Source organism: Phyllobacterium sp. K27, assembly GCF_054796155.1.
The window spans coordinates 845,390-865,055 of the sequence record NZ_JBTWND010000004.1 but is presented as its reverse complement, the minus strand read 5'-3'; the positions used below and the strand labels follow the sequence as shown (position 1 = coordinate 865,055).

Genomic DNA, 19,666 nt, shown 5'->3' with positions numbered 1-19,666 from the left:
GTATGCGCAGTGCGCCAACCGTGTCGCCTTATACTATTGATCTTGATGAGAAAAATCTGAAGCTCGCGCGTGAGGCATTTGTCGGCAAGCGTATTTTCTTCGACGGCGTATTCAAAGGCGATTACAGCCTCGCCATTGTTAACCGGCTTCTTGCAAAAGCGCTTGTAGAGGCTGGTGTTGATCTTCACTGTTATACACCGGAATCCGATTGGCAGAGCGATGCAAGGCTCAATGCCGCCCCAGAGGTCAAACGCCTGCTGCTGCCCGGCTATCCGACCGAACAATACGACATTCACCTGCGCAATACATGGCCGCCAGCCACCCATGATATGATTGGGCGTTTCAACGCCTATGTGAATTTTGCCTGGGAAGAACTGGAGGTTCCCCAATACCTGATCGAGCGCTTTAACCGCGACCTTGACCTCGTTATGGTGACGGCGAATTTTGTGAAACAGGCTTTCGTGCAATCGGGCCTGACGATTCCCGTTGAAGTCGTTGGCAACGGCACGGATCACGTTGCGCTTGATGCGGGCTTGAGCACCCCCTCACCCCTGCCCTCAAATGGGAAGAAGCGCATTTTGCACGTTTCCTCCTGTTTTCCGCGCAAGGGAATTGATGCACTTGTCGATGCCTTTACGCAGACATTCAAGCAGGACGAACAGGTTGAGCTTGTCATCAAGACCTTTCCCAACCCGGACAATATTCTGTCCTCTGTCATGGATAAATTCAGCGAGCGATTGCCCGCCGCCGCACCGATAACAATCCTTGACGATCATTATACTTCCGAACAAATGCTGGCGCTTTATCGCACAGCTTCGCTGGTTGCCGCACCCAGCAGAGGGGAAGGCTTCGGCCTGCCTCTGGCCGAGGCGATGCGGCTTGATATACCGGTCGTTACCACTGCCTATAGTGGACAGGTGGACTTTTGTACGCCGGAGACCGCCTGGATGGTAGACTACCAGATGGCGCCCTCACAGACCCATGTCTCCGGACCCTTAAGCATTTGGGCTGACCCTTCAGTTGAACATCTTGGCGCACAGATGCGTGCAGCCCTGACAAACAGGGAAGAGGCGCGTTCGCGCAGTAAAACCGCACAGAGGCTTCTGGTTGATCACCTGAGCTGGGATGCCGTTGCGGGACGCGTGCTAGCATCCATCGCCAAAGCCAGGAAGACGACTGCCACAGCACGTAAACCATGGAGCCTTGATCTGGTTTCATCCTGGCACCAGCAGTGCGGTATCGCCACCTATTCCGAGCATCTCTATTCCACCCCGGCCTTTGCCGACAGATTTTCACACATCTATGCAAGGCGCCTGCTCAATGATGAATTGCCGCCTTCTGCGCAGGCAAAACAGGCTTCTTTGGCCGATGTTGTTTCCCGTTCCTGGGGCTATGATCTGACCTCACTGACAAGGTTTGTCTCGGAGATCGAAAGTGCCCGCGGCGATGTATTGTGGATACAGCATCATCCCGGACATTTCTCCACACCGGATATGGAACTCATCAACAATACGCTGGCCAATACCCGGCACAAGCTGCGCGTCATCACGATGCATAGTGTCAAGGAAGTTCTTCGGCACGGTCATCTCGAATGGACCAAGCTGTTCGATATTGTATTCGTGCACTCTGCCGAGGATGCGGGCCTGCTGGCAAAAGCCGGACATCCCAACCCTGTGGTCATGCCCCATGGCGTGATCCCGATACCGGAAGACGGCATCCGGCCGGATCCATCGGTCTTTACCATCGGATCATTCGGCTTTCTGACACGGCACAAGAATATTGACCTGCTGACACAGGCCTTTGCACGGGCGCGGGTCTTTGAACCGCGCCTGCGCCTGAAGCTTCTCAATTGCATGCTTCCCAATGATGAATCGCGCGAGGTCAGGGTCATCGTTGAGAATCTGCTCTCCCACTTCGATCTGCATGATGTCGCTTCTGCACGATTTGATTTCGTGGAACAGGATGAGCTTACCCAGGAACTGGCGCAGTCCGATCTTCTGGCCTTCCTTTATGGTCACTCGAATGAAACGGCGACGGGGGCGGCCCGTATCGCAATGAGCGCAGACCGGCCATTGCTGTGCTCACGCTCGCCGGTTCTGCGCGACATGTGGCCGATAAGCCATGTCGTTCGCTCCGTGGATATTGATTGCGTGGCCGAGGCCATGATCAGCCTTGCACAAAATCCTGTTCTGCTTGGGCTTAGAGATCCCGACAGGCGACAGGCGGTGCAATGGAACTCCTACCCGCGCGTAGCAGCAAGACACGCTGCCCTTATCGAACAGATGCTGGATCAGAAACATGACAATCGCCGAGCTGCATAAAATCCCGCTTCAGTCCGTACCGAAGGATGTCTTTTCCCTGTCCGGCGAAGCCTTCGTCGATGCCTGGGCAACGGCTTTCAACCTATCTGTTGATGAACTGAGCGATGAAGAAAGGCAAAATCTCGTGAAAGCCATTCGCAATGGTACGAACCGCCTCAAGGTCGTTGACGCCTTGCGCGCTGCCTCATCTGATGGTGGTGAGAAACCAGTCGACTATGAGGCACAGGTACTGCGTCGCACACCGGACCAGTTTGCCATCATCGAAAGTTTTACACGCTTCGCACCGGATAATAACGTCGCCTTCCTGCGCTATACGTTTGACAAGATCTGCGGTCGCGACCCGACCGACAAGGAACGCCTGACCATGGAGTTCGATCTGCGGCGCAATGTGACGACGCGCGAAGATATCGTCAAACGGGTGGTCTCAATCGCACGCCGCGATGGGCATGTTTCGCTTTGGGATACATTGGAACAACCGATGGCTCAACAGCAAGACAAAAAGCCGGTTGATCCAAGCTCCGCCCGCTCCCTGCCGGCTGGCCTCTCCTATGACATGGATGGCAACCAGACATTGATCTTTGTTCGCGAAGTGCCAGGCGAAGGCTGGATGATCGGTCCGGACCTGCTTCACCAGCCTGTCAATGTTGTTGATGGCGGATGGAGTGTTTCGCCAGGCTGGTTGATCACCGGCCCCAAACGCAGCCTTGAAGCTGGCAGCTGGATGGTTTGCCTTGATCTGGTGCAAGATCCCGCAGCCAGAATTGCTGTACAGATCAGCGCCAATTCCGGACTGGACACATTGCAGGAATTGATCATTGCCGGCTCGTTCGTCGGAAGCCTGTGCGTGGATATCCGCAACGAGCACAGATTTGTTGAGCTCCGGCTCAAAATACTCGATACGCTCGATACAACGCCCTGGATCAAACTGCGTGATGTCTCCATGATCCGGAGCAAGCAGCGGATGGAAAACGCATGATCAAGTTGCCTTTCTCTAACCGCACGCGGCGTATGGCAGTACAGCTTGCTGCGGTGACAGACAGCTCGACCAGCCCCAGAAGCCTCTCCCAGCAGGCCGACGCCGCGCGCGACAAAGGCGACTGGGCAGAAGCTGCGGCGCTCTACACCAAAGCTATTGCCGCCGACCCCGCACGCACGGGGTTGCTTGTGCAATTGGGACATGCCGAAAAGGAACTCGGCAATTATGACCGTGCCGAAACAGCATACCGGAAGTTTGTCGGCATGAACCCTGACAATGCGGATGTGCACTTACAGCTTGGACATCTTTTCAGCCGGATGGGGGAACCCCTGAAGGCTCTCGAATGGTACGAGAAGGGGTTGGAACGGGCACCTGCCGATGAGGAACTGATCCGCCACACAAATATGGCCCGCAACCGCTCCGGCAAGCCGGGTGTCGAGCTCAAGCGCGTCGAAGCAATGAAATGTGTCGAAAACCAGGACTGGTCTCGCGCACGCCATCTGCTGCGCGAACTTGTTACCGAGGACAATGAGCGGGACATGATTGCCGTCTACGCGAATATAACCAAAGAGGATGGTGATTTTGACGAAGCCAAGAAACTCTATGGCGAGTACCGTGACTATGCAGAAGCCTTTGACCAGAACAGTCTGGAAGACGTAGAGCTCCAGCTCGGACATCTGCATAAATTGACCGGTGATTACAAAACAGCGCTGTCCCACTATATCCTGGCACGTAATGTGAGAGCGCAACGGTCCGGATATATTGACCGGACAGGGTCGATAGAGAACGAAATTCAAGCTTGCATCAGCGAGATTTACACCTGCTTTGCTACTGCCTGAGCGATTTGTAAAACTCAACTGTCATGATCACGGATCGCGGTCAGAAGTAGCCAGCCAAGCAAATATCCGACCGACGTAACAAGGAAGACGATCGCGATATTCTTCAAGGCAAGCGGAAGCTCGGCCTGATCAGGCAAGTTGGGTGTGACGACCACTTCCAGATAAAGCTGCTGCCGGCGAGCATCGGCGCGTGCCGTTTTTAAAGAATCCAATGCCGACAGGAGTGCCTTGTTGGAAAACTCCCTTTGCAGCATCAAGGCTTCATAATCTGCTATTCGCGGTGCAATCGAACCATCCTCACCTGCCACTTTGCTCCGCTCCATGACCAACTGCTTTTCCAGCGCATCAATGCGGCTGGTCATGAAAGGAATTGAACTTGAATCGGGAGCCGTGGATCTTGTTTCTGCAAGATTGGCGCGGGAAACAGCCAGTTCCGAACTGATCCGGCTCATAAGTTCTACCATGGAGACAGAGTTCAGCTTGGGATCAATCATAAGCTCCTTGTTGCGAAAGAGCGTTATGTTCTTCTGAGCCTCGATCATCCGTTGCTCTGCGCTCTCAACTTCCGCAGTAGCAAAACGGACCGCATCTCCCCTCGCGCGTTCATTCATCTTGATCAAACGCGCATTACCGATATCCAGCAATTTCTTGTTCAGGGCAAGAGCGTCCTGCGGCAAGAAGGCCGAGGTTCGCAGAACTGTTATGCCTGTTGTGTCATTATGCACGATCTGCACACGTTTGCTGTAATAGCGGAAGAGTTCCTCGAACAGACCGCTCTCCCAAGGAGCCGGGAAACGTGCCAGCACATCTCCGTGCTCACTGTCAAAGTAGCTTCGCAACGGCAAAGCATCCTGCACGACGGTGAGCGCGTCACGGGAGCGGATATATTCCTGAACGGAAAAAGTATCATCCTGGGATCGCGTGATACCGCTGTTCTGCAGCATGGAGCCAAAGCTTGATGAGGATGGCGGTGCAGCCATGCGCACCACAAAGGACGACTCCGACACAAACATGGGCGATGCGATGAAAATATAATAGAGGCTGACCAGCAAAGTGGGCAAGCCAATGAAAAGAATGGCAATCAAGCGCGGCACAAATTTTGCGCGCGCATAGATGGGCCGGGGCGCAGCTGCTGGCGTAAACAGACCTGGAGCAAGACTATTAATGGCACTATCCCTTCATGCACGCGACAATACAATACTAGATTTAACTATTATTGCACGATTTGAGCTTATCTATAGTTAATAGATAAGTTTTTACTCTAAGCTCTATTGTATAATACTTTATTGCGTATATATTCGTCAATGAACTCCTCTTGTTAATACCAAGGCGACAGAATGGAAGCTGCTCCGGCAAAACCCACTACGAAAACGACCGTCCTGACGGGCATACGCGCGCAATTGCGCGTCATCGGTGCCCTTGTCATGCGTGAGATGATTACGCGTTACGGCCGCGAGAATGTCGGGTTTTTGTGGCTGATCCTCGAACCCATGATCCTGACGCTCGGCGTCATGACAATGTGGACGCTGCTGCAACACGAGTCGCATGGTCTTGGCATTATCGCATTCGTTTTGAGCGGATATATGCCACTGACCCTTTGGCGTCACGTTTCGTCCCAGCTGGTTTCCTGCCTGAAGCATAATCTGCCCCTGATGTATCATCGCCAAATCCGTATGGCGGATACGCTGATGGCACGCGCCTTGCTGGAGATTGGCGGCACCACACTCGCTTTGGTTATCGTTTACACCGGCACACGTTTGGCGGGCCTCATGGAGCCCTATCACGATCTCGGACTGGTAATGGCAGGCTGGTTTTTCATGGCATGGTTTGCCTTCGGCGTCGGCCTGATACTGGCGGCATTGGCGGAGTTCTTCGAATTTGTCGAGAAGCTCATTGCGCCTTTGCAATATCTGACTCTGCCCATCTCCGGCATGTTCTTCATGGTTTCGTGGTTGCCTTCCGACATCCAGAAACTGGCGCTTTATGTGCCGCTCGTCCATTGTTTCGAGATGTTCCGGTCCGGAACGTTCGGCGATACAATCGTCGCTCATTACGACATATCGTATATTTTCTCCTGCTGCCTGATCACCACCGCCATAGGCTTTTACCTCATCGAACGGGTGCGCGATCACATCAAGTTCGAATAGCATTGTCTTCCGAATCTTTGATAGTGTCAGTTGCATCCCATCTCCTACAATGACGCGTAGATGTCGAAGGCAAACTTTACATCACTGAACACCTTGCCCCGCCCATTCTTGAGCACGAGCGCGGATGAACAATGTTCGGCAATAATATCCAGGCTGTGGCCGACAATGATCATTGCCCGATCCCGGCGCTTCACGAACAGCTCTTCGAACGATTTGCGCTGAAACCGCTGATCGCCCACCGCCACAACCTCATCAATCAGATAGCAATCAAAATCGATGGCAAGCGAGAGCCCGAACGCCAGACGTGCGCGCATGCCTGAGGAATAGGTTTTGATGGGCATGCGCAGATATTTGCCCAGATCACTGAATGTCTCCACACAATCGCGGATTTCGTCGACGGGCCTGTTATAGACACGCGACAGAAACCGCATGCAGTCTATGCCGGTCATGGACCCGCCAAATCCGCCGCTCAATGCGATGGGCCAGGACAGGGACATGGTTCTGGTAATTTCACCGGAGGTCGGAGGCTCCATCCCCGCAATGAGCCTGACAAGCGTCGATTTCCCGGCACCATTGTGCCCAAGAACAGCAATTTTCTCGCCCGCCTTCACCTCAAAACTGATGTCATCAAGCACACGGCGTGTGCCGCCATTCATTGGGTAATCCTTGATGACATTGCGCACCGAGACAGCACCTGTCTTGGCAGGTCCGCCCGCGACCAATGAGGGCGGAAGTCCGCCCTTTCCACCCTCGAACTTGATTGTGCCGTCGATGCTCATGTCTCTGAATGATCGTAAATCTGGTTGCGGAAAAAACGAACAATCCAGAATGCAGCGAAACACAGGGCAAATATCATCAGGATTGACTTAATGCGCTTGGGATACATCGCGTAATCCGGGCGGTTTGGATTGACGATGCGCTCGAGATAAAGTTGCTGTCTCTGCGCCTCGAGTTTGGCGTTCTCAAGCGAGGTTGCTGAAGATTCCAGCATCCGCATTCCCAGCTCGCGTTGCAACAGCAATTGCTCATACTCGGCAATAAGCGGGGCCATGGAAGCGTCGTCGCCAACGATCCTGGAGCGTTCCTCAATGATCTGCTGTTCCTTGGCATCAATGGAACTGCGCATCGCCTGTATCTGAGGACTCTGCGGCGTCTGCTGCAACAGTGATGCAAGCTGCGCCTTGCTTTGCGCAACGTCATCCGACAGCTTTGCAATCATCTCAAACATGGCAGTGGATTGCTTGCTCGGATCCACCATCGCGACCTTGTTGCGGAAATCCGTCAGGGATTTTTGCAGATCGCCAAGCCGCCTCTCACTGTCAGCAACCTCAATTTGCGCGAAGCGCACAGCATCCTTGCGCGCACGATCATTAAGCCGGTTAATAAGAGTTTCAGCGCGATCCAGCAGCGCTTGCGCCAACATTTGCGCATCTTCAGGCCGGAATGCACGGACCCGCAATGTCGTGACCCCGCCACCAGAATCTGTCTCGATGGTCACGAAATCAAGATAGTGCTCGTAAAGCGCCTCATCGGTCGGTTGACCCCAGAGCGAAGGAAAACGGGCAAGAAAGTCAGCTTCCGGGCGCGCCAATATTTCCCGCAATCCGTTGTGCTGTGCCAGATCACCTGAAGCTGCACGCGATTCAATAAATTCCATGACGACATAGCTGTCATCCTGAGCACGCACAAAGCCAGTGCTTTGAAGGAAGCCGCTGAGTAGCCCGGCTGCATTTCTATTAGGACTGCGCACGACGAACCGTGTTTCGGAAACATATTGCTCAGATGCAATCGCACCATAATAAATGGTTGCCAGGCCGGTCGGCAGCGCAACCATGATCAGAACAAGAATGTGATTTCGAACCCAAAAAAGTGCACGCTCAGCGACAGACTTCTTTTCAGGCAGGACGTTGCCAGCATGAATATCCACCAACGTCAGATAGTCGGTAAACTCATCATTTGTACTAACGCGTGTCATACCGCGTAGAACCGCTGTCTAGAGGATATCCAAGCCAAATTACGCTCCAACATATGCACTAAAGACGTGCGTCATCGGCACTAAACCAAAGTGCAGCATATAATGAAAAAACATTAGTCGCAATTATAAACCACTGTAAACACTTATATAAAGATAAATAAGTAAATAGATTTGAGAATAAAAACCATACTAGATAATTTTAATGGGTAATTGGCGTTTTTTTACTTGTTCTGGCGTAATTAGTATGGCGCGCAATGGTTCTGGATGAAATAACTCTCTGAAAATGCATCATTTTTATGCTCTGAGTAGAGTTTTGACCCAGAGTAAGCGTTGTAAAGGGGCTTGAAGACCTGTGGGGCATAGAATCGGACGCCATGAATCCGACCGGTTGGGTATGATCGTTTCATTTCCGGAGCGCACAGGCCACGCACAGCCCGCACAAAAACCTCTTATTCTTCTTCTGCAAGGTCCTGTTGGTCCCTTTTTCCGCGTTCTTTCCACGGAACTCGAAGCCGAGGGGTATGACGTTCTCAAAGTCAATTTCAACGGCGGGGACTGGTCCTATTTCCGCGGATCGCAAACGCTGCATTTTTCGGGCACGACCGAGGCATGGAGCGATTGGCTCGGTGATTTTATCCGCGGCCGGAAACCGGAAGCAATTGTTCTTTTCGGCGACAGCCGTCCCTATCACCGCCAGGCAATCAGGGTCGCCCAGCAGGCAGGCATTCCGGTCGCTTCATTTGAGGAGGGATATGTTCGCCCCAACTTCATCACGCTGGAGTGGGGTGGCAACAATGCAATGTCGCCGCTGCGCGCACACACGCCGCGTCTTCTTGCGCGTGGCCCCGCCATGCCTCCAGAGCCAGTCAAAGGCAACCTCTTCCGGGCGATGACCTTCCTTGCCATCCGTTATTATTTGGCAAAGACAGCGGGAGCCGTATTCTTCCGGGGCAATGCGCACCACCGCAGCCGCGGCATCATTTCCGAATCCATTCTATGGACACGCAACTTCTATCGAAAGCTCCGTTATTACCCGGCAAATAATGAACTGATGCTCAACCTCATCGAGAACCTTGAGGGTCAGTATTTTGTCGTCGCACTTCAGGTTCATGACGACCAGCAACTGCTCCGGCACGGTCGCGGCTGGACCATGGAAAGGTTGATCACTGAAAGCCTGCGCTCGTTCGAGCGTCATGCGCCAAGCAATCATCACCTTGTTATCAAGATTCATCCTATGGACCGCGGCCACAAGAGCTACCGGCCCTTTGCGATGGCCCTTGCCCGCATTGCCGGTTGCCAAGACCGTGTTCACATCGTCGATGACGGGTCCATTGGCCTGCTTATCCGCCATTCGCTTGGGCTGGTAACTGTCAACAGCACATCGGGTCTTCTGGCGCTGAACCACGGCAAGCCGCTTTTGGCATTGGGAGACGCCGTTTATAGCGGACAGGGACTGTCATTGGTACATGACCCCCAAAAGAGTGCTGCCGAGAGCAGCCTGGATGCATTCTGGACATCGCCGGAAGCTCCGGACAAAACGACGGTAAATGCTTTCAACGCAAGAATGCACGATGAAAGTCTCGTCAATGGCAGCTTCTATCTCCGCAATCTGCTGGAGGCGACCGCCAAAAGAGTTGTGAAACGAATCCAGCTGGAACTGAAGATCGTCCCCATCGATGAAGCTTCCTCTCTGGTGAACATGTCTTCCACCGCACATGACAAGTCCACTGCGAAATCAGAAGCAGAAACCGTCGGCGCTTCGCTTTCGGCAGATGCGGTCAATTGATGCCATGAGCGTAATCCCGCCACCTCCAATTGCACATTCTGCTCCGGTGGCTCTGGATGACTTTCGAATGCCCGAAGTGAGGCCGCAATGGCTGCCGGGGGAAAATGCACGGCTTTTGGCTTTCGCGCCGACGCGATTGCGGTTTCCCTTGATCGGCGCTGCATTGAACACATCCCGCATGCGCAGTGCCGAGTTTGCGGCCAGAGCGGCTGATGGCGTTGTTGGCTGGGGGGAGAAGCCCTTGGCACGCGCGGCCCAGCGGTTGGCAAGGTTGCGTGGACTGCCCTATTGGACGCTTGAAGATGGTTTTCTGCGCTCTGTTGGACTTGGCAAAGCGGGCGCACCGGGGGTCGCGATCGTCGCTGATGACATGGGCATATATTTCAACGCCGCAAAGCCATCCCGGCTGGAGCTTCTGATACAGGCCGGTATCGGAGATAATGACCGTTGCAGAAGCCGCGCCATACAACAGCAAATTATTGAACACAGGCTGACCAAATATAACCATCTCCCCGATTATCCATATTCCCTTGCGCCAACCGTCGGCCGGAGAATTCTGCTGATCGATCAGGTCAGGGGAGATCATTCGGTTGCCGGTGCCGGCGCGGATGAACACACTTTCCACCAGATGTTGCAGGAGGCACTGGCTGTTCCGGGTGCGACCGTTCTGATCAAAAGCCACCCGGACATTGTTGGAGGATTCGCCAGCGGCTATCTTACGCATCTGGCCGGTGACGCCAATGTGCACGTCATCAGCGATAATATTTCTCCCCACGCCCTGCTTGATGTCGTCGATGAGGTCTGGACGGTTTCGAGTCAGTTCGGCTTCGATGCATTGATCCGTTCTGTTCCCGTCAAGACATTTGGCGTTCCCTTCTATGCAGGGTGGGGGCTGACCACCGATTGGGCTGATGGGCCGGTTGCGCGCGCAGCCTTCTCGCGCCGGACAAGTCGGCCGGATCGCGATAGCTTTATTGCAGCAGCATTGCTGCATTATTCCCGTTACGTCGACCCGGTCAGCGAGAAAGCAACAACAGCGGAGAACGCAATCGAGCGGCTTGTCGCCTGGCGACACCATGCTTTGGCGCGACGTGGCAACTATCTCTGCGTCGGTTTTTCCAAACACAAGCACCGCAGCGTGAGACGCTTTCTTTCCGGCCCTTGGTCGACCGTCCGGTTCGCCAATTCACAGCCAGATGCCAAAGAGCTTGCGCGGGCAGACTATATCGTATGCTGGGGCCAACAGGATCAAGCTCCTCCTATCCCTAACGAGATTGCCCGGTCGGTACCTGTCCTGCGGATGGAAGACGGCTTCATCCGTTCCGTCGGGCTTGGTTCGCATCTGGTCCCGGCCTCATCGCTTTGCCTTGACAAAGACGGCATTTATTTCGATGCAACGCGGGAAAGCGGCCTTGAACGGTTGCTGCTGAATACCGATTTCACACCGGCCTTGCTTGGTCGCGCTGCCCGGCTGCGCCAGAGTATCGTGCAGCACAACATCACCAAGTATAATCTTCACAATACACCCGCTCCGAACTACCGTCATCTGGCGGCTGGCAGACCTGTCGTCCTCGTCGCGGGACAGGTTCCGGGCGATGCATCGCTGCGGTTTGGTTTAGCCAACAACATCTCCAGCATTGATCTGCTTAAAGCTGTTCGCGCCCAGCGTCCGGATGCTTTCATCATATTCAAGGAGCATCCAGACATGCTTGCGGGAAAGCGCGGCATGGCCTCAGACCCTGCTCTGCTTGCACAGTTCTCGGATCTGGTCGTCGGCAATGTATCGGTTGATCATTTGCTTTACGCCTGTGACGAGGTCCACGTTGCCACATCCCTGATAGGATTTGAAGCACTGATGCGGGGGCGTCAGGTCTGGTGCCACGGGCTGCCTTTTTATGCCGGCTGGGGCCTGACACATGATTGTGTGTCACCCTTGCGGCCGCGCAAACACCTGACACTTGATGCTTTGATTGCCGCTGCCCTGATCCTTTACCCGCTTTATTTTTCCGCTCGCACGAACCTGCTTTGCGAGGTGGAGGACGTGATTGAAGAACTACATGGCGAGACGCCAACAGAGCCGTCTTTATTGAAGACTGCTCTGCGCATGATGGGATGGTCATGATGAATGCAATTGCGATGGATATTTCCCGGCTGATCGACAGATCGCATTTTTCGACCCCCACCGGCATTGATCGATTCGAGCTTCAATATGCCAACTGGGCGAAGGCTCGCAGTTCCTATTTCATTGAAATGGGAAGGACAAAGCCGATCGAGATAAACCGGGGTCGCGCGAGTGGACTGATTTCCGAGTTAGAGCAGAGGTGGTCAACAACCGCTTTGAGCCAATCGCAATCTGCCGAACTGGAACGGATCTATGCCGCAATAGATGGCCGCTTATCCTGGTCACAGATAAGAAGCGTGGCACCGCCCAGGAACAAATCCAAACTGCAACAGTGGAGTATGAATGCAGGCAAAGTGTTGCGCACCATACTACCTATGAGCCGCATGGCTACCAACGCCCCTTTTGTGCATGTGTCACACACCAATCTGCATCGTCCTGCTGCCTTCTCCTGGCTTGATGCCCAACGCAGCAACGGCATATTCTATGTTCACGATCTTATCCCGCTCACCCATCCGGAGTTTGTGCGCAAGAGCGAGCCGCAGCGGCACTTACGGCGCATGGAGACAGTGCTGAAACATGCAGGGCTGGTCCTTTGCAACTCGCAGACCACCGCCCGTTCCTTCGAAGCCTTTGCCGAAGAGAAAGGCCACACAGTTCCCCCGATTGCCATTCTCCCGCCCGGTGTAGAGCACAGCTTCAACGTTGCCAGCAAGGCCGCACCCCGTTCGAAACGTCCTTACTTTTTGATGGTCGGGACCATCGAGCCGCGCAAAAACCACGTCATGATCCTGCAACTTTGGCGCACATTGGTCGAAAAATACGGCAAGGATACACCGCGCCTGGTCATCGCCGGGAAACGCGGCTGGGAGAACGCGCAAGTCTTCGCCACGCTCGAACGTTGCCCTCAATTGCGCGATATCGTCATCGAGGCCCCAGATCTTGGAGATGCAGCACTTGCCGATCTTATGGCAGGCGCGACCGCCCTGCTCGCCCCCTCATTCGCAGAAGGCTATGGAATGCCCTTGGCGGAAGCCATGGCGACAGGCACAACCATCATCGCTTCCAATATTCCATCGCATAAGGAAATTGCCGGGGAGCACGCAATCTTCCTCGACCCCCTGGACGGCCCCGGATGGCGCGAGGCGATTGAGACACATGCCGCAGAGCATCGTCGTCGCATACCGCTTACCCTGCAAAAGTGGGACAATCATTTTGATCAACTTGATACGTTGCTCAATGCGGCAGCGAAAAAACAATCCGACAACAAGCCGATACCAGCTATTCCGTGAAATGAGTGAAAGCGTAATGACGAGCTATAACGACATTCTTAATTCGTACAAATATATCCTCGGGCGTGACGTCAACGTCGAGGAAACCCGTATCATTTCTGAAAACCTGTTCAGCATTTCAGAAATGCCGCTGACAGAGCATCGAAGACGATTCATGAGTTCGGCCGAATTTCACCAGAGGCACGCCGAACTTCTCTTCAATAATTTCGTGCCCAAGAGCATTGAGGTTCTGTACGAGACCAAGGATGGATTCAAAATCTATCTTGATCTGCGCCAGTACCACATGACATTCGGTATTTTCAGCGGCGGCTATGAGAAGTTTGATATTGATATCATCAAGGCAATCACACCGGACAATGGCACGTTCTTCGACGTCGGCGGCAATGTAGGCTACTATTCGCTTTCGGTTGCTACAAAGCCAGGTTTTTCCGGCAAGGTCGTGGCATTCGAGCCTCTCCCCCATTTGTGGACGCTTTTCAGCAAATCGATCAAAGAGAACAAGCTTTCAAAAACAATCACCGTTCACCAGCTTGCCCTCGCAGACGTTCCGGGCACGATGGAGCTCAACAAAGCGGACGAAACCGTCAATGCGGGTGCAACCAGTCTCGTCGCCGGATCACAAAACAGGCATTCAGACCGCAGTGTCAGGGTTGAAACGCTCGATGCCATCGCCAAACGTATCAAACCGGATACGATAAAGGTTGATATTGAAGGGGCGGAAGGCATGTTCTTCATGGGCGCTGCCCACACGATCCAATCGTCCCACCCGACAATGCTTGTTGAGATTAACCGGGACGTGCTCTGGAATCTGTCTCGCGTTACACCAGGTAAAATTTGCGACGTTCTGACGAACTGGGGCTATGGGGTGTGGGAGGTGGACACCGATTCTATCGCGCCTCTCAAAAATGCTGCTGAAGTCGACGCCGCCTTTCCTTCAGGCAGAGTGGCCAATATTCTCGCGGTTCACCCGGACCGCAAGAAAGATGTGCAGAAAAGGCTGAAAACCATCGGCCTTTCACTCTAAAGGAAAAAGCCGGCGCTGAGCACCGGCTTTTTTTCTGATCAATCAAGGTAGCCCTTGTTTTTCAGCCAGGCTTTGAACCCTTCCTTGCTGTCGGGCTGGACCTGGCGGGCAAAGCCATCATTGCGCATCGTGTGGCCTGCCGCCGGATCATACCATAATATATGATAAGTCATGGGCGCATTGGGATCGACCCTCTTCGGCGGAGCCCACCACTTGTTCCCGTCCCAGTACATGGAAGTCTGCGAGTCTTCGTAGCGCTTTTCCTGAGCGTCGTATTTTATATTCGGATACTTCGCCAGATCTACCTTTGCCGGATCGAAAGGCAATTGCAGATATTGAAGATCGTCTTGCGTATCCTTCAGCTTGTGGTCGTCATTGGTCGTCATGTTGCGAATGGTCTCGGACACTTCTTTGGCCTGTTCCGGTGTCCAACTATTGAACAACTGGCCAAGCCGGGCCCGATTGTAATCAAGATCGCCATAGGTGCTGGTCAGGACATTATTTGCACTGCGCGTGCCTTCATCTCCACCCATCAAATGTTCATCGCCCGGGAATACGGTCTGAAGGATGCCCATAAGACCTTCGTCCAGAAGATCATTATGCTCGGCCAGCATTTCCGCTGTCTTGCGATCCTTGACGCCATAGAGAACCTGAATGGCATCGGCGTCCGCCTTGTCATAGGTATGGGCCGCATTGTAAGCGCCGCGACCGCCAACGATACCGGCACCGGCAACCTGCAGCACAGCAGCGATGCCCGAGATTTTAAGCGGGCCGAGCTTGACAAGAAGCCGGGACAGTCCGGTCTCACTTCTGGCAAGGAGTGCTGCATCGGCACCGCGCGCAGTCACAGTGGCAAACAATGCATCGCTGATCGTTGCCGTGCCGTAGCCGAAAGCTTTGACACCATCCTGCTTGGTACCGAGTATCCCGAAGCCATTCATGACCGCATTGCTGAGGTCAGCAGCAACATAGGCGGAATCAATCCCGCCTCCCCGAATGCCATCGAGTAAATTGAGACTGCTCTTCCATTTTGTTTTCTGAGCGTCCGACAATGTATCGTTTGCAGCTACCCTCTTTTGAACGTCCTCAATCTTCAACCGGGCTGGAGTATTGTGTTCCGCGCCCTTGTTCAGGAATATCTGCCCTGACTGCGGTAACAGGGCCGTTTGTGCAGCACTGAGCATCATGAGGGTGTGCGGCACATAGTAAACGAGATCGGCAGGCGAACCATCAAGAGCACCGATATTGCGACCGAAGAGGACGGCGCTTCCACCACCTGAAATCCTGTTTACAGCGTTCAGACCAAAGCGCAGCCCACTCAGATTTGAAAGCTGCTTTCTTTCGGCATCGGTAGGCGTGGACTTTCCGTCAACAATGTCATTGAACCTTGCCTCGCCAAGGGCGGCTTTCGCATTGCGGATATAGGTATCAGCATCGGGACTGAGAGTTTTGACGTCCTTCATGGCCTTGCGCTCGGCATTTGTCGCGATAGCCCCGTCGGTCAGGATAGCCTGATAGCGCTGCTCGCCAAGAGCAACATTGATATCCTTGATCCCGCCCTTGAGGCTTTCAGTTACCGCTTGCGTTGCAAGGGCGCGCGTGGCTCTTTGAACCCAAATTGTACCCGGCGTTGCCGGCTGACCATTCCCATCGACACCCGTATAGGGATCTTCGGACTTCGGCCGCTCCGGCAGGTCCGACATCGCTTCCTTGATCGACTTGGATTCGGTCATCATGATGCCCGTGCCGAACAACATCGGTATGGGCGCTTCTGTATCCTGCCCGTCCACCTTCTTGTTGTCATTGCTGTACAGCTTGACGCCAAGCTCAATGCTTTCCTGCAGTTCCCACTGGTCCTGCTTTGTATTGCCCAGCTTGACCAGCTCTTCGGACTTCTGCTTGTTTTCCGGCGACATATTGTCGATTGCTTCCATGTCCCGGGCAAGCTGTGCTGCGGCAGGAACGCCGGTGTCGGCTTTAACATTGGCGCCCCAGCCTTCGAGACCGTGGTAGAGCTCATTGTATTTTACATTCAGGTCTTCATCGAGCGCTTTGGAGGCCGTGCCAAAGTTCTCAATGCTGCGTCGGGTCGCCCATTGCGCATTGGAATTGATCCCCTGAAAGCTATTATCGTAGTCTTTGAGTGATTCAGTCTTGTCCTTCTGCTTGTCAGCTTCAACGGCGGTATATGCCGAGGTCGCCGAAAGCAGCGATGTGCCGCGTCCTTGCAAATCCTCGCGGCTGGCAATGCTGAAAAACTTATTCTGGCTGAAAACGTTCAAATGATCGCCCGGCAAGTCCGTGCGCATTTTATCGATCACATATTTCGCAACGTGATCGACGACTTCCTTGCCTTTGCCGGGTTTGTCGCCATCATTGTAAAGAATATTCTGGCTGGCCTCCGCCAGATCAACAACAGCCTCTGTTTTTGCCTTCATGTCACCGTCGCGCGGGCCGGCACCGGCGATCGCATCGATTGACTTATCGATCATGGATATGACCCGGGGATCCGAAGCCAGAAGCGAGCCGCTTCCCGGAAGCGTATTCTTCGTGCCGGTTTGCTCGTTCAGTTTGGCCATGAATGCCTGAGCGCCGCCAAGGTCACCCTTGCCGAATGCCTTGGTCAATTCATCGACCTTACGGTCAACGCGAATTTCCTTGATCGCCTGTTCTGCACCAGTCTGGAGTGCTGCCTGATATTTTTCAGGATCGCCTGCACTGAAATTCATGTAAATATTGGCGCGGTTGGACAGGGCCGTTATCTGTTCGGCCTCGGTGGGGCCAGCCGCGAGTGCAAGGTCAACCAATTGCTTCTTGGTTTCGCTCGTTACCTTGTCATAATCCTTGGCATCGCCTGCTTTGGCAATGGCGCCGATCTGATCATCCGTCCGACCGTCTGCCTTCCATTTCGTTTCCTTCAGTTCCTTGGCCTGATTGAAAGCCTCAACGAAGACCGGATCATTTGGCGCGCGTTCAAGGATTGGCTTGGTAACATCGCTTGCTTCAGTAACATCGACTTTCTTGTCATTGTTCTTGTCAGTGCCGAGCTTGGGTGCGCCTTGTCCCACCGTAGCCAGCTCTATTTCATCTGCGATTGCGACCGTAAGATCATCTTTTGCTTTGTCGCGCTCGATCTGCGTTTTTGATGGATCACTCGCAGTCGCCAAAGCTGTACGCTGTGCTTCCAACAGTTTCAGCCGCTCGGGGCTCAGAACATTGATCGTATCGCAATTCTCCAAGGCTCTGTCTGCATCGGCCGGTGCGGCAGGCCGATTGCCGAAGGCTTTGGGGTCCAGTTGCGGCGTTGCAACCAGTTGGTCGTGCAACGCCTTGTTGTTTGTCGGATCAATGCCCGCCCTGTCATAGATGCGAAACGGCCAAAGACCGGGTTCAGTACGGTGCTGGGAAATCCCTGCGGGCGCCTCATTCCACCCGTGCGGTGCAACAGGTGGTTTTGGCGCTACTGCAGGAGCAGGAGCTGCCTTGGCGCTTTGGGTAAGCGCAGTATCAAACTTGTTGTCGCCATTGACAGGCTGGGGCCGCCAGCGCTGAAAAATATTATTCGCACCAAAAGACATCTCATTTCCTCCCGAAATCGGACATTGCAGCCCGTTGTCTTCAACGAATAGTTGTAAGATTACGCCCGCTAACTGGGTCGGACCTCAACGATTCCACTTCGTTGGATCAACATCGATATTGTACTTGTTCTTCGCGTGCTCGCCGATCACCTTGTCCATGCTCTTGTCGTTAAATCTCTCGGAAACCCAATGGTGTTCGACCAGGCTGTCAAAGATTTTTTTCTTGGTATCATTGTCCTTGGAAGGCTCCACGAGAACATCAAGAATCTCCTGACGTTTGGCTGTCCTCACTTTTTCTTCGCCATAGTCCTGATTTGGATCGAGCAGCTCAATTGCCGCCTTGGTGCGGTCCTCTACACTGCCACTATGCCCATCCAGATAGGTTGCTATTGCCGCCTTCCGTTGCTCTGAACTCGCACTGGGGTTTTTCAGCGTATCGATGGCGTTCTGCTTTTTGACACTATCTGTTTGACCCGCTGGTTCATCCGATGGAGGAACTGGCCCATCCGGGTTTTTGTTCGAAATGGGCTTATCAACTTTAGGCTCGACAGGAACCGTGACAAAATCAGGGTTGAGATCGCCTTCGTGATAGGTGTGTATCAGATCAGGATTAGCAAACTGCACATTGCCTTTGACCATCACCTGTGCGCCTTCGGGACCGATGCCAAACTGTTCCGCAATCTTGTACTGTGAATCACCAGCGTTTGGCACTGTCACCACATAGGTTTCCAGTAGTTCAGACGTGTTTTTGAAGCCCTGCATTTTGGCTTGCTTGTCCAGGGCTACCTGCCAGGATTGCGACTGCGCAGGAGTAACATTATAGGTTTGAGAGCCATCTGCACTTTTCAGGCTAAAACCTTTTCCATCCAGTTTCACGACAAATGCCATTGTATTGCCTCCTTACAAAACAACTACTTTTGTTCCAATTTTGACACGGCGATAGAGATCGACGACGTCTTCGTTCGTCATGCGAAAGCATCCTGACGAGGATGATTGACCGACACTTTCAGGCTCGTTCGAGCCATGTATCCGGTAAAGCGTATCCCCCAGATAAAGCGCGCGTGCGCCAAGCGGATTGTCTGGTCCACCAGCCATATGGCGCGGCAGGTCCGGCCGCCGGGCAAGCATGTCGGATGGGGGGCGCCAGTCCGGCCACTCTTTTTTGCTCGATACAAGCTCGGTACCGCGCCAGCCATAACCTTCCCGGCCCACACCGACAGAGTAACGCAATGCCCGGCCATCGCCCTGCACCAGATAAAGCGAGCGGTTTTCTGTCTCTATAATGATTGTGCCGGGCTTTTCATGTGTCTCGTAGCGCACAAGGCTGCGCGGCACGGCAGGCTGGAGCCTGTCAATCACCACAGCGCCGTGACGGGTGCGCTGCGGTGGATAGCTTTCCGGTTCCATCAGGAAATCCAGATAGCCTTGCTGAACCCAAACCTTGTGGTTCTTCTTGTCGAGCACAGGGGGCGATGGTTCGGTTGACACTATTCTCTCTCCGGCAGAGACGCTGCCCAGACAAGCCAGAATGAGTATCAATGCTCCGATGCCGGACTTCAGGGTTACCATGAAAAACATACCTCCATTGAGAGCAGCCTGTGCTTTGGCT

The 19,666-nt window shown here is 53.7% G+C and carries 14 protein-coding genes; 8 read left to right on the top strand and 6 right to left on the bottom strand.

The features are described from left to right. Nucleotides 1-2: 2 nt before the first annotated feature. The 3 genes from ACYJL1_RS25590 to ACYJL1_RS25580 are packed head-to-tail and all read left to right on the top strand — an operon-like array spanning nt 3 to nt 4,136. Nucleotides 3-2,321 (top strand): glycosyltransferase family 4 protein, encoded by a 2,319-nt coding sequence (locus tag ACYJL1_RS25590; protein ID WP_460899892.1) that lies wholly within the window; start codon nt 3-5, stop codon nt 2,319-2,321. Next, the gene (locus ACYJL1_RS25585; protein WP_460899891.1) at nt 2,299-3,297 is read left to right on the top strand and encodes a hypothetical protein; all 999 of its coding nucleotides are present in this window, start codon (nt 2,299-2,301) and stop codon (nt 3,295-3,297) included. Before ACYJL1_RS25590 ends, ACYJL1_RS25585 begins: the two co-directional genes overlap by 23 nt. Next, a complete protein-coding gene (locus tag ACYJL1_RS25580; protein WP_460899890.1) occupies nt 3,294-4,136 on the top strand; it encodes a tetratricopeptide repeat protein in 843 nt (280 codons plus the stop codon). The genes ACYJL1_RS25585 and ACYJL1_RS25580 overlap by 4 nt, the downstream gene beginning before the upstream one ends. 14 nt (nt 4,137-4,150) lie before the next feature. On the opposite strand, the gene ACYJL1_RS25575 is transcribed toward ACYJL1_RS25580, so the two are convergent. Continuing rightward, nucleotides 4,151-5,230 (bottom strand): capsule biosynthesis protein, encoded by a 1,080-nt coding sequence (locus ACYJL1_RS25575; RefSeq protein ID WP_460899889.1) that lies wholly within the window; start codon nt 5,228-5,230, stop codon nt 4,151-4,153. A 243-nt stretch (nt 5,231-5,473) separates the two neighbouring features. Between ACYJL1_RS25575 and ACYJL1_RS25570 the strand changes: the two genes are divergently transcribed. Continuing rightward, on the top strand, nt 5,474-6,283 hold the full coding sequence (locus tag ACYJL1_RS25570) for an ABC transporter permease (RefSeq protein WP_460899888.1): 810 nt from the start codon (nt 5,474-5,476) through the stop codon (nt 6,281-6,283). A 44-nt stretch (nt 6,284-6,327) separates the two neighbouring features. Here ACYJL1_RS25570 and ACYJL1_RS25565 read toward each other — a convergent pair whose 3' ends face one another. Together ACYJL1_RS25565 and ACYJL1_RS25560 are read right to left on the bottom strand one after the other, a co-directional pair. Then, nucleotides 6,328-6,939, bottom strand: coding sequence for an ABC transporter ATP-binding protein (locus ACYJL1_RS25565; protein WP_460900012.1), 612 nt, complete (start codon nt 6,937-6,939; stop codon nt 6,328-6,330). Nucleotides 6,940-7,058: 119 nt separating this feature from the next. Next, nucleotides 7,059-8,258 carry a capsule biosynthesis protein gene (locus tag ACYJL1_RS25560; RefSeq protein WP_460899887.1) on the bottom strand — a complete coding sequence of 400 codons (1,200 nt, stop codon included), beginning with the start codon at nt 8,256-8,258 and terminating at the stop codon, nt 7,059-7,061. A gap of 352 nt (nt 8,259-8,610) precedes the next feature. Between ACYJL1_RS25560 and ACYJL1_RS25555 the strand changes: the two genes are divergently transcribed. The 4 genes from ACYJL1_RS25555 to ACYJL1_RS25540 all read left to right on the top strand — a co-directional run bounded on the left by ACYJL1_RS25555 (nt 8,611) and on the right by ACYJL1_RS25540 (nt 14,479). Continuing rightward, nucleotides 8,611-10,044, top strand: coding sequence for a capsular polysaccharide export protein, LipB/KpsS family (locus tag ACYJL1_RS25555; RefSeq protein WP_460899886.1), 1,434 nt, complete (start codon nt 8,611-8,613; stop codon nt 10,042-10,044). Nucleotides 10,045-10,111: 67 nt separating this feature from the next. After that, nucleotides 10,112-12,166 (top strand): capsular polysaccharide biosynthesis protein, encoded by a 2,055-nt coding sequence (locus tag ACYJL1_RS25550; protein ID WP_460899885.1) that lies wholly within the window; start codon nt 10,112-10,114, stop codon nt 12,164-12,166. Beyond that, the gene (locus ACYJL1_RS25545; protein ID WP_460899884.1) at nt 12,163-13,455 is read left to right on the top strand and encodes a glycosyltransferase family 4 protein; all 1,293 of its coding nucleotides are present in this window, start codon (nt 12,163-12,165) and stop codon (nt 13,453-13,455) included. Before ACYJL1_RS25550 ends, ACYJL1_RS25545 begins: the two co-directional genes overlap by 4 nt. A 16-nt stretch (nt 13,456-13,471) precedes the next feature. After that, nucleotides 13,472-14,479, top strand: a complete 1,008-nt coding sequence (locus ACYJL1_RS25540) for an FkbM family methyltransferase (protein WP_460899883.1) — start codon at nt 13,472-13,474, stop codon at nt 14,477-14,479. Between the two features lie 38 nt (nt 14,480-14,517). On the opposite strand, the gene ACYJL1_RS25535 is transcribed toward ACYJL1_RS25540, so the two are convergent. The 3 genes from ACYJL1_RS25535 to ACYJL1_RS25525 all read right to left on the bottom strand — a co-directional run bounded on the left by ACYJL1_RS25535 (nt 14,518) and on the right by ACYJL1_RS25525 (nt 19,626). After that, entirely contained in the window at nt 14,518-18,057 is a 3,540-nt protein-coding gene (locus ACYJL1_RS25535) for a hypothetical protein (protein ID WP_460899882.1), read from the bottom strand. 84 nt (nt 18,058-18,141) lie between these two features. Further along, nucleotides 18,142-18,945 (bottom strand): hypothetical protein, encoded by an 804-nt coding sequence (locus tag ACYJL1_RS25530; protein ID WP_460899881.1) that lies wholly within the window; start codon nt 18,943-18,945, stop codon nt 18,142-18,144. A 12-nt stretch (nt 18,946-18,957) separates the two neighbouring features. Next, on the bottom strand, nt 18,958-19,626 hold the full coding sequence (locus tag ACYJL1_RS25525; protein ID WP_460899880.1) for a L,D-transpeptidase: 669 nt from the start codon (nt 19,624-19,626) through the stop codon (nt 18,958-18,960). Nucleotides 19,627-19,666: the final 40 nt, after the last annotated feature.

Bases quoted from the DNA above. Each gene is read 5' to 3' on its own strand.
- ACYJL1_RS25580 (WP_460899890.1), top strand. From the start codon at position 3,294: ATGATCAAGTTGCCTTTCTCTAACCGCACGCGGCGTATGGCAGTACAG.
- ACYJL1_RS25565 (WP_460900012.1), bottom strand. From the start codon at position 6,939: ATGAATGGCGGCACACGCCGTGTGCTTGATGACATCAGTTTTGAGGTG.
- ACYJL1_RS25560 (WP_460899887.1), bottom strand. From the start codon at position 8,258: ATGACACGCGTTAGTACAAATGATGAGTTTACCGACTATCTGACGTTG.
- ACYJL1_RS25530 (WP_460899881.1), bottom strand. From the start codon at position 18,945: ATGGCATTTGTCGTGAAACTGGATGGAAAAGGTTTTAGCCTGAAAAGT.
- ACYJL1_RS25540 (WP_460899883.1), top strand. From the start codon at position 13,472: ATGACGAGCTATAACGACATTCTTAATTCGTACAAATATATCCTCGGG.
- ACYJL1_RS25550 (WP_460899885.1), top strand. From the start codon at position 10,112: ATGCCCGAAGTGAGGCCGCAATGGCTGCCGGGGGAAAATGCACGGCTT.
- ACYJL1_RS25570 (WP_460899888.1), top strand. From the start codon at position 5,474: ATGGAAGCTGCTCCGGCAAAACCCACTACGAAAACGACCGTCCTGACG.
- ACYJL1_RS25535 (WP_460899882.1), bottom strand. From the start codon at position 18,057: ATGTCTTTTGGTGCGAATAATATTTTTCAGCGCTGGCGGCCCCAGCCT.
- ACYJL1_RS25525 (WP_460899880.1), bottom strand. From the start codon at position 19,626: ATGGTAACCCTGAAGTCCGGCATCGGAGCATTGATACTCATTCTGGCT.
- ACYJL1_RS25545 (WP_460899884.1), top strand. From the start codon at position 12,163: ATGATGAATGCAATTGCGATGGATATTTCCCGGCTGATCGACAGATCG.
- ACYJL1_RS25590 (WP_460899892.1), top strand. From the start codon at position 3: ATGCGCAGTGCGCCAACCGTGTCGCCTTATACTATTGATCTTGATGAG.
- ACYJL1_RS25585 (WP_460899891.1), top strand. From the start codon at position 2,299: ATGACAATCGCCGAGCTGCATAAAATCCCGCTTCAGTCCGTACCGAAG.